The sequence below is a fragment of the Haloglomus litoreum genome (genome assembly GCF_029338515.1).
Taxonomy (GTDB): Archaea; Halobacteriota; Halobacteria; order Halobacteriales; family Haloarculaceae; genus Haloglomus; species Haloglomus litoreum.
Window position 1 is genome coordinate 440,366 of sequence record NZ_CP119988.1, and the last position, 11,893, is coordinate 452,258.

General features: G+C 73.2%; 13 protein-coding genes. 6 read left to right on the plus strand and 7 right to left on the minus strand.

The genetic code is table 11. The features are described from left to right. Positions 1-13: 13 nt before the first annotated feature. Positions 14-733: a profilin-fold protein gene (locus P2T62_RS02145; RefSeq protein ID WP_276259846.1), complete on the minus strand. Its 720-nt coding sequence runs from the start codon at positions 731-733 to the stop codon at positions 14-16. A gap of 102 nt (positions 734-835) precedes the next feature. Next, on the minus strand, positions 836-1,054 hold the full coding sequence (locus tag P2T62_RS02150) for a hypothetical protein (RefSeq protein ID WP_276259847.1): 219 nt from the start codon (positions 1,052-1,054) through the stop codon (positions 836-838). Between the two features lie 173 nt (positions 1,055-1,227). Between P2T62_RS02150 and P2T62_RS02155 the strand changes: the two genes are divergently transcribed. The 3 genes from P2T62_RS02155 (at position 1,228) to P2T62_RS02165 (ending at position 5,176) form a co-directional block, all read left to right on the plus strand. Then, entirely contained in the window at positions 1,228-2,991 is a 1,764-nt protein-coding gene (locus P2T62_RS02155; RefSeq protein ID WP_276259848.1) for a MutS-related protein, read from the plus strand. 939 nt (positions 2,992-3,930) lie between these two features. Next, on the plus strand, positions 3,931-4,215 hold the full coding sequence (locus P2T62_RS02160) for a DUF7123 family protein (RefSeq protein WP_276259849.1): 285 nt from the start codon (positions 3,931-3,933) through the stop codon (positions 4,213-4,215). Between the two features lie 79 nt (positions 4,216-4,294). Further along, a complete protein-coding gene (locus tag P2T62_RS02165; protein ID WP_276259850.1) occupies positions 4,295-5,176 on the plus strand; it encodes a class I SAM-dependent methyltransferase in 882 nt (293 codons plus the stop codon). Positions 5,177-5,228: 52 nt separating this feature from the next. Here the strand turns inward: P2T62_RS02165 and P2T62_RS02170 are convergent, their stop codons facing one another. Beyond that, on the minus strand, positions 5,229-6,185 hold the full coding sequence (locus tag P2T62_RS02170; RefSeq protein ID WP_276259851.1) for an alpha/beta fold hydrolase: 957 nt from the start codon (positions 6,183-6,185) through the stop codon (positions 5,229-5,231). 76 nt (positions 6,186-6,261) lie between these two features. After that, positions 6,262-7,497, minus strand: coding sequence for a hypothetical protein (locus P2T62_RS02175; protein ID WP_276259852.1), 1,236 nt, complete (start codon positions 7,495-7,497; stop codon positions 6,262-6,264). A 100-nt stretch (positions 7,498-7,597) separates the two neighbouring features. Between P2T62_RS02175 and P2T62_RS02180 the strand changes: the two genes are divergently transcribed. From P2T62_RS02180 to P2T62_RS02190, 3 genes are all read left to right on the plus strand, one after another. Continuing rightward, on the plus strand, positions 7,598-8,593 hold the full coding sequence (locus P2T62_RS02180; RefSeq protein ID WP_276259853.1) for a VOC family protein: 996 nt from the start codon (positions 7,598-7,600) through the stop codon (positions 8,591-8,593). After that, positions 8,590-9,297, plus strand: a complete 708-nt coding sequence (locus P2T62_RS02185) for an alpha/beta hydrolase (RefSeq protein ID WP_276259854.1) — start codon at positions 8,590-8,592, stop codon at positions 9,295-9,297. Before P2T62_RS02180 ends, P2T62_RS02185 begins: the two co-directional genes overlap by 4 nt. A gap of 112 nt (positions 9,298-9,409) precedes the next feature. Continuing rightward, positions 9,410-10,327, plus strand: a complete 918-nt coding sequence (locus P2T62_RS02190) for a winged helix-turn-helix domain-containing protein (RefSeq protein WP_276259855.1) — start codon at positions 9,410-9,412, stop codon at positions 10,325-10,327. 60 nt (positions 10,328-10,387) lie between these two features. Here P2T62_RS02190 and P2T62_RS02195 read toward each other — a convergent pair whose 3' ends face one another. The 3 genes from P2T62_RS02195 to P2T62_RS02205 form a co-directional block, all read right to left on the minus strand. Continuing rightward, a complete protein-coding gene (locus P2T62_RS02195) occupies positions 10,388-10,840 on the minus strand; it encodes a pyridoxamine 5'-phosphate oxidase family protein (protein ID WP_276259856.1) in 453 nt (150 codons plus the stop codon). Between the two features lie 105 nt (positions 10,841-10,945). Beyond that, positions 10,946-11,209: a DUF7861 family protein gene (locus tag P2T62_RS02200; RefSeq protein WP_276259857.1), complete on the minus strand. Its 264-nt coding sequence runs from the start codon at positions 11,207-11,209 to the stop codon at positions 10,946-10,948. Positions 11,210-11,211: 2 nt separating this feature from the next. Further along, on the minus strand, positions 11,212-11,844 hold the full coding sequence (locus tag P2T62_RS02205; RefSeq protein WP_276259858.1) for a hypothetical protein: 633 nt from the start codon (positions 11,842-11,844) through the stop codon (positions 11,212-11,214). Between the last annotated feature and the right edge of the window lie 49 nt (positions 11,845-11,893).

Consider the following 11,893-nt stretch of genomic DNA (forward strand, 5'->3'; position numbering starts at 1 on the left):
GGCGAGCGCCCGCTCAGACCTCCAGCTCCTCGGCGGCCTCGGTCAACTCGGTCACGTGCTCGTTGTACGCCGCCACGAACGCGGCCACGTCCGGGGCGAGTTCCTTCAGGTCGGGGACGCTCGGCGGGCCGTACTGCGAGAGGAGGTAGACGCCGTCGCTGCCGCCGACCCGCAGGTACGACACCTGCGCGCCGTCGCGCTTCAGCTCCCAGCGCGAGCCGTTGACTCGGGCGGTGAAGGTGCCGTAGTCGTCGCCCTCGTAGCGGTCGAGTTCGCCGACCATCGTCGTACAGACCTCGCGGATGCGCGAGATGACGCGCTCGCGCTCGGCGACGATGTCGCTGGTGTCGGCGGGCTCCGGGTAGTCGGTGGGGGTGTCGTCGAGCGCGCCCGCGAGCGAGTCGACCCAGCGGTCGAACGCGCGGACGAACGCGGCGTAGTCGGCCGCCGCGAGCGCCAGCGCGTCCGGTTCGGGCGGCTGTTTGGTCGAGACGACGTACACCGGTTCCCCGGAGCGGGGCTCGAACAGGAGGAACTCCACGTCGCCGGCCTCGTACTTCAGCGTCCACTCCCCGGCGTCGGTGGTGAACGCGCGCCGGCCGTAGTCGCCACCCTGCACGCGGGCGAGGGCCCGCGCCAGCCCGCTCGCGTGGTCGCGGATGGCATCGGCCACCTCGTCGCGTCGGTCGGCCACCGCGTCGGGGTCCGTCTCCAGCTCCGGCAGGTCGGTCACGTGCGGGGGTGGTGCGGAGTGGGCCTTAGGGTTCCGGTCGCGGGCCCGCGCAGCCGTCGCTCCCGGGTCGCATCGCGAAAGAACGAGTCCGCGCGGCCGGCGTCACTCCTCGTCGTCCTCGTCGGCGTCCGCCGACTGCGGGGTTCCGTCCTCGCCGGCGTCCGCCGACTGCGGGGTTCCGTCCTCGCCGGCGTCCGCCGACTGCGGGGTGCCGTCCCCGCCGTCGGTGAGCAGTTCCACGTCCTCGGCCGGTTCGTCCTCGGCGAACGAGGGCGCCTCGGGTTCGCGCTCCTCGAGCTCCGCCTCGAACTCGTCGGCCATCTCACTGGACCACTCTCGGGGTGTGAATCCGTGGCACATCGCGAGCGTATGTAACGATTCTACACGTTTAATCCCTCCGTCGAGGGCTCCGGGAGGTGGTCGCCGGCTGCGTACCGCGCGCTGACTGGTGCGTCCCGGCAGTCCTAACAGCCCCCCGCGACTCCCCATCACCGATGCGACTGGAGGACTACTGGGGCGTCGGCCCGAAGACGGCCGCCCTGTTGCGCGAGGAACTGGGGGAGCAGCGCGCCATCGAGGCCATCGAGTCGGTCGACTCCCGGACGCTGGCGGAGGCGGGGCTCTCGCGCGGCCGGGCGACCCGCATCCTCCGCCGGGCGGCCGGCGGCGAGGGGCTGGACCTGCTCGCGACGCGGGACTCGCGGGCCGTCTACCGGGACCTCGTCGCGCTCATCGAGGAGTACGCCGTCACCGATGGCGCGGGCGACCGGGTCCGGGTGCTGACGCCGCTCGCGAGCCGCGAGGCCATCGCGGACCGGCTCGCCGAGACGATGACCGCCGTCGAGTCCTGGCGGGCGCTCGACGAACCGACGCGCGAGGCCGTCCTCGCGGCGTTCGACGACCACGATGGCGCCGGCGAGGTCGATGCCGCCGAGACCGCGCTCGCGCTGCTCGACGCGGGCGTCTCCGAGGGCGTGTTCGAACCGCTCGCGGCACTGGACCGCGACGCGCTGGCCGACGCGACCCGGGCGCTCCGGGCGCTCGGCGAGGGTGCCGACGGGACCGACGGCCGGGTCGCCCGGGGCGCCGACGACGAACTCGACTCGCTCCGCGACGCGCTCGGCCGCGCCGAGGACATGCGCGCCGACGCGGAGTCCGTTCTCGAAGCGGTCCGCGAGGAGGCCCGCGACGCCAGCGAGTTCCGGGGCGCGCTCCGCCGGTACGTCGTCCGCGAGGCCGACGTGGACGACGCCGTCGTCAGCGAGGCGCTCCCCGACGAGGCGACCGCGGCCGACACGTTCGTCACCGAATCGCTGCGGGCCATCGTCTCGACGCTCCGGGAACGGGTCGACGAGCGCGAGCGCGAGGTCCGCGCGTCCCTCGAAGCCGACCTCGAAGCGGGCCGCGAGGCCGTCGATGCCGCCGTCGCGGCCGTCGACGACGTGGCCCTGGACGTCTCGCTCGCCCGGTTCGCCGTCGCGTTCGACCTCCGGGAGCCGGAGCTGACCGAGGGCGAGACGGTGCTCGCGGTCGAGGGTGCCCGCAACCTCGACCTCGAAGCGGCCGACGTCCAGGTCCAGCCCGTCGACTACGGGCTGGGGCCGCACTCGCTCGACATCGACGCGCCGACCGACGACCGCGTCGCGGTCCTCACCGGCGCGAACTCCGGCGGGAAGACGACGCTGCTGGAGACGCTCGCGGGCGTCGCGCTGCTGGCGCACATGGGCCTGCCCGTCCCCGCCGAGCGCGCGCAGGTCTCGGTGGTCGACCGCCTCGTCTTCCACCGCCGGCACGCCTCGTTCAACGCCGGCGTCCTCGAATCGACGCTCCGCTCGGTCGTGCCGCCCGTGACCCAGGAGGGCCGCACGCTGCTGCTCGTCGACGAGTTCGAGGCCATCACGGAACCCGGGAGCGCCGCGGACCTGCTGCACGGCCTGCTGACGCTCGCCGTGGAGCGTGGGGCGCTGGGCGTCTTCGTCACGCACCTCGCCGAGGACCTCGAACCGCTCCCGACACCCGCCCGCACGGACGGCATCTTCGCGGAGGGGCTGACGACGGACCTGGAACTGGAGGTGGACTACCAGCCCCGCTTCGGCACGCTCGGGCGCTCCACCCCGGAGTTCATCGTCAGCCGGCTGGTGGCCGAAGCGTCGGACCCGGTCGAGCGCCAGGGCTTCGAGACGCTGGCCGCGGCGGTCGGCCAGCAGGCGGTCCAGCGGACGCTCGCCGATGCGGAGTGGAGTGGGAAATCAGAATAAAATAATTGTGTCTGGGATATTTTGTTTATATATTCTATAAATTTAGAATATTGTATACTTTGCCATAGGTTCGAGTCTTGGAGGAAGCCCCGGCGGGCTCGACTGTCCGAGACCTGCTCGCTCCGGTCGCTGTGCTCCCTCCGCTCGCACCAGCGAGCTGGCGGCTGCGCTCCTCGGCCTTCGGCCTGCGGTGCTTGCTGGGTCCGGGCCAGGTCGAGCCCGCCGCTCCTTCCATTCCCACCCGAGCGTTGAGTGTGGAGGCCCACGGTGCCCCTGCCCTTCCCCAGGTCGCACGGGTTCGCGCGCAAGGCGCTCACCACGTGCTTCCGGCCGAGGAGCGGCTGGTCGGCTGGCTGGTTCCGACACCAGGAAGCGCGCGAGCGCCACCCACGGCGAACCCCGAGGCCCTTGCGGTCCTCGCGAGCGAAGCGAGCGAGGGCTCGGCAGAGCTTGCTCTGCCGGCGCCGAGGGGGTGAGCCGTTCCCGGCGCTCGCGCGGGGAGGTGTGTGGACACTAGCACTCCGCTGGAACCGCCACGCGCGAACGCTCGGTGCCACAAGCCACAGGGCGGGACTGAAAGGGGCCGCTCGCTCGACCCGGTGAGGCGACGGAAGCACCGCAACGAGCGAGCGAAGCGAGCGACGTGCGGAGCGCAGCGAGCCGCAACCGGTCGAGCGAGCGGGGGCTTTCAACAGGACTCCCCCGTCGCAGTCGTCTCATCAGGACTCCCCCGTCGCAGTCGTCTCATCAGGACTCCCCCGTCGCAGTCGTCTCAACAGGACTCCCCCGTCGCCGTCCCAGAAAGAACGTACGGGGCCTTTCGACGGACTCCTCCGGTTTCGCCGCCGAACCGGATGACCCCACGACGGCGCCGGTACTCAAATGACTCTTTGAGTTTACAGAAGGCCGTTCAAATAGGCGTTCCATGGTACGACCACGATGAGCGTACACGCAAGCGCAGAACCCGAGCAGGAAGCAGGGACGTGCTCCGACGCCGAGCAGCTGGAACGCTACCTCCGCGACCGGGCCGCCGACGGCGAGTTCTACTGCAAGAGCAAGTTCATCGCCGACGACGTGGGCATGTCGGCCTCGCAGATCGGGAACCTGATGCCCGACCTCGACGAGAACGCCGAGGGCCTCGTCGTCGAGCGCTGGGCGTACACGAACGCGACGACCTGGCGGGTCGCGCTGGCGGAGGCCTCGGCCCCGAGCGCGAGCGATTGACCGGTCTGCTCGACCGGTTCCGACAGCTCCGCCTGCACGACCGGCCCCGACAAGTGGTCCCCCTCCGTAGGTCGCCGCGATGAGCGACGACGCCGACCCGGCGGCTGCCGCCGGGGCCGACACCCCGCTCCCGTTCGAGGTCGCCGCGTTCTACGACGCGTACGGCGAGCGCGAGTGGGAGCGACTCGACCGGGACTTCCACCACCGCCTGGAGTGGGAGGCGACCACGGCGTACCTCGACGAGCACCTCCCCGCCGAGGGGCACGTCCTCGACGTGGGGGGCGGCGCGGGCCGGTACGCGGTGTGGCTGGCCGAGCGTGGCCTCGACGTGACGCTCGTGGAGCTGAGTGCCGAGCAGGCACGACTCGCCCGCGAGAAGAGCCGCGACCACGGCGTCGCCGACCGGGTGACCGTCACGCGCGGTGACGCGCGAGCGCTCCCGGCTTCGGCCGGCGCGGCCGACGCGGTCTGCTGTCTCGGGGGCCCGCTCTCGCACGTGCTCGACGCGGACGGGCGGGTGGATGCTGCCCGCGAACTCCGGCGGGTGGCGGCCGACGGCGCGCCCGTCCTCGTCTCCGTCATGGGGCTGCTCGCCAGCCTCACGCGCATCATGCGCCACAGCGGCCTCGTGCCCGACGAACACGACGAGACCGAGCTCCTCCCGGCGCTCGCCCGGACCGGCGACTACGACGCCGCCCTGCTGGAGCGGTTCGACCGCGAGCCGACGGCCCAGCCGATGCACCTGTTCCGGGTCGACGAGTTCGAGGCGCTCCTCGAGGCGGCCGGCCTCGTGGTCGAGACGCTCGCCGCGCTGGAGGGGCCCTTCTCCCAGCGCCGTGAGGACCTGGACGCCCTGACCGAGGCCCACTGCGAGGCCATCCGGGAGACGCTGGCCGAACTCCGCGAGGACCGTCACGTCGTCGACCACTCGGCGCACATGCTGGCGGTCTGCCGGGCCTGACGAGCCCGGAATCGAGCCGCTCCGCCTACTGCCGGAGCCAGTTCCGCTCCGCCTACTGCCGGAGCCAGTCGATGATGGCGGGTTCGTTCTCCTCGACGACGGAGATGTGGCCGTACTCGGGGTAGAAGTGCGCCTCCGCCGTGGGGACGTGCCGTTCGAGGTACCGCCCGGCCGAGACGGGGACCAGCCGGTCCTGCCGGCCGTACCAGAGCCCGACGGGCACGTCGATGGTCCCGAGGTCGAACTCCCAGTCCGAGGCGTACAGCTGGAGGTCGGTCACGAGGTGCTCGTTGCCGTGGCCCTGCCGCGCGGCCACGGCGGTCGCGACGAGGAGCTTGCCCACGTCGCCGCGCCAGTAGTCCGCGTCGTAGTCCGCCGCGCCCGCCGCGCGGCGCTCCAGCAGCTTCTCGGGTGCGTACCGGGCGCCGAGTTCCTCGACGCGAAGGTACCGCCGGATGAGCCCGGGCGCGTACTTCGCGACGGTGAACGGGCCCCTCGCCGCCGGCGAGACGGCCTGCATCGGCCCGACACCGCAGCCAACCGCCACGCGGGGCGTCCGCTCGGGCGTCTCCGACGCGCACGCCAGCGCGTACGGCCCGCCGCCGGAGATGCCGAGCACGGGCGCCGACTCGACGCCGAGGTGGTCCATGAGCGCGGTCACGTCCGCGGGCCAGTCCGTCAGCGTCCGGCCGGGGTCCGGGTCCGAGACACCGAAGCCGGGGCGCTCGGGCGCGACGATGCGGAGCCCGCGCTCCGTGCCGATCTCGTCGAACGCGGCCGCGAACGTCCGGCAGTTGGGCCAGCCGTGGAAGAGGAGCGCGGGCTCGCCGTCCGGGTCGCCGGCCTCCGCGTAGCCCAGGTCGCGCCCGTCGGGCAGTTCGACCGTCTGCGGGCTCTCGAAGAGGTCGCGACCGACCGCCAGCGGGCCCTCGGTCGCGTCGTCGAAGAAGGGCGGCACGGCGTCGCGCCCCTCGCGGAAGCGCCGCACCGTCTCGGTGAGTCCTGTCACGACTCCGGTGTCGCCGGGCGGGGACGTAACGCTTTCTGGCCGACGTGGCCGTGTTCCGCCCTCCCCGCCCGGCCCCTCACTTCGGGTCGAGCGGGTCCCGGAGCCGCCAGCTGTCGGCCGTCGGGTCCAGGTTCGACGGCTCGGCGCCGCGCTCGGCCAGCAGCCCCGCGTGGTACAGCATCGCCTTCAGCTGGAAGACGGTCGGCGAGTGGTAGACGGCGCCGTCGCGCAGCGCCGCCTCGCGCAGCTCGCCGTCGGCCGTCAGGACGCGCTCGCGGGCGTCGTCGGTGCCGCGGACGAACAGCTCGACGGTGAACGAGGGGTGGTGCCGGTGGAGCGTCGTGACGAGGTCGACCAGCGACGGGTCGCGCTCGCCGTCCTCGGCCATCGTCTGTAACTCCGCCACCAGCAGCTCCGTCGCTGGGTAGTCGTAGACGACGCGCCGGGCGAGCTGGCCCCACGCCGGGTCCAGGTCGCAGAAGCGCCGTCCGGAGCCCTGCCAGCCCGCGAACCGCGCCAGCGCGGCGTCCATCGACCCCTCGTGTCGGACGGCGAACCGGACCACCTCGCGGCCCAGCCCCGTCAGCCGCGGCCCGGCCGGTCGCTCCTCGACCAGCCCGAGGAAGGCCGCCCCGCGCCGAGCGTCGGCCACGGCGCCGACGACGTGTTCGTCGACCAGCGCCGCGGTGTCGCCGGCCGCGTGGAGCGCGACCGCGTAGCCGAGGTAGTTCTTCGGGTGGTTGAGCCCGAACGAGCGGTCCGTGACTCCCTGCGCGCTCGCCTGGAACCGGATGGCGCCGACCTCCGTGGTCGTCCGGTTCCCGACGACGCGGGCGGGTTCCAGTGGCTCGACCGCACCCGCCGCATCGACCGCGAGGACGCCCACGTTGAGGTCGCGCGCCAGCGTCCGGTTCGTGTTCGTCACAGCCTCGGCGGGCGCGGCCACGAACGCGACGTTCGCCTCGCCCAGCCGGTCGTGGGCCTGGACGACGCCGCGCTCGACGTCGACGGTCCCGCCGGCGTACCCCTTCGCCTCCACGGCGACGAGCGGCGGGTCGCCGAACCGGTCGACCGACAGCAGGTCGTTCTCCAGCGCCCGGACGCCGACGAGGTCGGGGTAGCCCGAGCCGACCTGCACGTGGTTGAAGGGCGCGAGCGCCTCGCGCACCTCGGTCGGCACCGGCTCGTCGTCCAGCCACCGGTCGGTCGCGAACTGCGTGTCCGCCACCGCGTAGCCCGCCTCGCCGTCGTCGGGGAACAGCCGCCGCTTCGTGTGCGCCAGCACCTGGGGTTCGGGGAGCGCGCTCGACACGAGCTGGTCGTCTCGGGCGAGCGGTATGGCTGTTGTGCCGGCGACGACCTCGGCACCACGTCGGCGGCGGGCCTAACTCCCCCCGACCCGAATCCCCCGCATGGTCAGCGACACGCCGGGCATCCACCACGTCACGTCGATGGTGGGTGACGCCCAGGCGAACCTCGACTTCCACGCCGGCGTCCTCGGGTTGCGGCTCGTCAAGCGGACCGTCAACCACGAGGACGTCCTCCGGTACCACCTCTACTACGGCAACGGGAGCGGCGACCTGGGAACCGTCTACACCTGCTTCCCGTACCCCGAGCAGCCGCCGGGTCGCCGCGGCGTCCCGCAGTGGAGCGCCGTCGCGTTCGCCGTCCCGCCGGGGTCGCTCGATTTCTGGGCCGACCGACTCGCCGACCACTCGGTCGAGGCCGAGCGCCGCGAGCGGTTCGGCGACGAGTCACTGCTCCGGTTCGAGGACCCCGACGGCACCCGCCTCGAACTCGTTGCGGCCGACTCGCCCGTCGAACCGTGGCGCGAGGGGCCCGTCCCCGAGGCGGTGGCCATCCGTGGCATCCACGGCGTCACGGCGCTGCCGGCCGACCCGTTCCAGACCGCGAGCGTCCTCGAGACGCTCGGACTCGAACGCGTCGGGCAGGACGGCAACCGCGTGCGCTACCGTGCGGGCGGCGACCACGGGACGACGCTTGACCTGCTCGACCGCGGCGCCCGGGCGGCCGGCGACGACGGAGGCACCGACGGCAACGCGGCGGCCGCCGTCTCCGGCTTCGGCCGCGAGGGCCCCGGCACCATCCACCACGTCGCCGTCCGGGTCCCCGACGACGACCTCATGGACTGGCACGACCTGTTCCGCGAGCGCGGCGTGCAGGTCTCGCGGGTCCGGGACCGCCACTACTACCGCTCGGTGTACGTCCGTCCCGGGGGCGGCGTCCTGGTCGAGCTGGCCTCGGAGAAGCCGGGCTTCACCGTCGACGAGGACGTCGACGCGCTCGGGTCGTCGCTCGTCCTGCCGCCGTGGGCCGAGGACGACCGCGAGATGATCGAGGGGCAACTGCCGTCGGTCGAGGTGCCCACGGCCGACGACTGGCGATGAGCGGGGCCAGCGACGGCGAGCGTGCCGGTCCCCTCGCCGGCGTCGCGGGGCCCCACGGCGGTCGCCGGGTCGTGGCCGCGGGGGCGCCACGCGGCGCGGCCGAGGCCGCCGTCGTCGCGCTCCACGGTCGCGGCGCGACCGCACAGGGGATCGTCAACCTCCTCGAACCCGTCCACCGCCACGGGGTCGCGTTCCTCGCGCCCGACGCCGAGCGGAGTCGCTGGCTCCCGCACGCGGCCGACGCGCCGCGCGAGCGCAACGAGCCGCATCTCTCCTCGGCGCTCGCGGTCGTCGACGCCGTCGTGGCCGACGCGGTCGACCGGCTCGGCCTCGACCGCGAGCGCGTGGTCCTGCTCGGGTTCTCGCAGGGGGCCGGCATCGCCGCCGAGTACGCCGCGCGGACCCCCGGTCCCTCGCCGGTGGTCGTCCTGAGCGGGTCGCTGCTGGGGCCCGAGGTCGACCCGGGGCGCTATCTGGACGCCGATGGCGACGGGGACGCCCCGATGGCGGGCGCACCCGTCCTCCTCACCGTCGGTGCCGAGGACCCCCACGTTCCGGTCGCGCGGGTCCGGGCGACCGGCGACGTCTTCCGGGCGCTGGGCGCGGACGTGACCGAGCGCGTCCACGACGGCGTCGGCCACGAGGTGACCGACGACGCGTTCGCGTGGGTGGACGCGCTGCTGGCGCGGCTGGTCGGGGAGTGACCGCCCGGCGCCCGGTCGTGGTCCTCGCTGGTCGACTCCGGGTCGTCCGTGCCGTGTCCACGCGTCCCGGGTCGACACCAGACCTATGCCGGGGTGTTCCGCACGACACGCCATGAGCCATTCCGACGACCGGACGGCGACGGAGGCGTTCGAGACGCTGGCCGACGCCACCCGGCTCGACATCCTCCGGGAGCTGGGGCGGGCCGAACCCCACGGCGCGCCGACCGCGCTGTCGTTCTCGGAACTCCGTGCGCGGGTCGGGGTCCGGGACAGCAGCCGCTTCAACTACCACCTCCAGAAGCTGGGCGATACCTTCGTCGGCCAGTTCGACGAGGGCGACGAGAAGGACGGCTACTTCCTCACGTACGCCGGCTACACCGTCTACCGATTGCTCGTCCGCGGCGTCTTCGCGGGGAGCCCGGCCGTCGACGCGCGGACCGACGACTGGACCTGCCCGGAGTGTGGGTCGGCGCTGGCGGTGTCGAGCCGCGGTGACGGCGTGGCCGACGTGGACTGTCCGGCGTGCGGGACGGACTACCTCCACTACGAGTTCCCGCCCCACGGCGCCGCCGAGCGGTCCGACGACGCCGACGACCTGCTGCTGGCGGTCGACGCGTGGGCGCGGAGCCAGCTCCTCCTGTTCGACCGGGGCGTCTGCCCGTGGTGCGGGGGGCGCGTCGATTCCCGGCTCACCACCGACCCGCACACGCTCCCGCACGATGTCGACGAGGACGCGCCCGCGTTCGTCCGGTACGTCTGCGGGGGGTGTGGCGGCGGGCCATCCGTCGAGGTGGACTACACGGTGCTGGACCACCCGGCGCTCGTCGCCTTCTGCCACGACCACGGCATCGACAGCCGGGGGACACCCATCTGGCACCTCGTCGAACGGCTCGACGTGGCCATCGAGGTGGGGGGCGACGACCCCGACGGCCCGGTCGCGGTCGTGTCGATGGCCGAGGGCGGAGAGTCACTCCGCCTGCGGATCGACGCCGACGGGACGGTCACGGACACCGGGCGCAGTTCCGTCTGAGCGCGGTTCCGGGTGCTGATGCGGTTCCGGGCCGTGGTCGCGAGCGCCGCCTCGGCGGGCTCAGCCGCCCGTCGGCGCCGTCGACTCGGCCCGCGCGGTCAGTTCGTCGGGGACGAGCCGGTGGAACTCGAACGTCATCTCCGACGTCGCCCGGCCGAACACGTCGTGGAGCGGGATGTGGACCCGACGCATCCCAGCCATCGCGTCCGTTCCGATGCCGTCCTCGTCGGTCGGCTCCAGCCGCCCGGTCGCCACCACGCTCCGGTAGCGGTCCGTCTCGCCGTGGGTCACGAACGTCACCATCCGGCCCGCGAGGTCGGACTTCTCGCCGCCCGGCCCGACAGCCAGCCGGAAGTAGAACGTCTCCTCGGCCGCGTCGTAGCCGTACGACACGGGAACGGCGTACGGCGGCTCGTCGCCCTCGCGTGCGTACGAGATGACACCCGTGCCGCCGGTGCCGAGGAACGCGTCGCGCTCCTCGTCGTCCATCGTGACGCTCTCGGTGTCGTCCATGGCCGATGCTACGCTATCAGGTGACAAATACCATGCGTTGGTTCCCGGCGTGCGAGAGCTGACCGGGCGCCCCGGAGCGGTCCCGTGGCGGGGCCGTCGACCGCCTCACCCGCCGCCGTGCTCCCGGAACCAGACCCGCGCGCCGACCGGCTCGTCGGCATCGAGCCGCCGGAGGACGAGGTCGCGGACGGCCAGCGTCACCACGAGTTCGACCGGCTCGACGGTGGCCGAAGCGGCGCCGTCCTGGTTCCCCTCCGGCCGGACGGTGAAGACGGCGTGGCCGTCGCGCTCGGCCAGCGCCGTGATCGTTCCGACCCGCCAGTTCTCGGGGTCGTGTGGCGGCCGTGCGTGGACGCGGTCGTGGGGCATCCTCAGCGCGGTGCCAGCTCGACCGTCACGTCGTCGACGAAGTGGGTCATCTCCGTCTCCCAGACGACGGTCGTGCCGACGGAGACGTGGAGCCGGTCCGTCGTCAGCTCGGGTGTGGTCCACTCGAAGCGGTACTCGCGCCAGCCCTCCGCGAGGTGGAGCGGCTCGCGGAGCCCGCCGTACGGCGTCACGCCGAGGTCGGTCGTGTTCTGCCCCGGGTCCGGGAAGTCCGCCTCGGCTTCCGGTGGCTCGGCGCCGAGCCGCATCACCGCGTTCCGGAGGGTGTTGAACGACTCCGACTCGCTCCAGAACGTGGCCGTGACGCTGGCCGTGTACGCCTCGCCCGGCTCGACGGGGACCCGGTGGCTGGCCCAGCAGGTCCCGTCGTCGTGGTCGCCCTCGTTCCGGACCCGGAGGCTCCGGGTCCCCGTGGCGGCCCGTTCGTCGCTGACGTCGATGGTCCAGTCGAACTCCTCCAGCGGTTCCTCCGGCCCGATGTGGGCCGCGGTCTCCCAGTCGCCGAGCCCGTCCTCGAACCCTCCGTCGAACCGCGGCTCGGTGAAGCCGGCCGTGCAGCCGGTCACGGCCACGAGCCCGGCGGTCGCCCCGGCCCGCAGTAGCGTTCGTCGTCGCATGCTCCGCGTCTCACACGATGGACGGATAAGCGTGCCCCGGGCTCCAGGG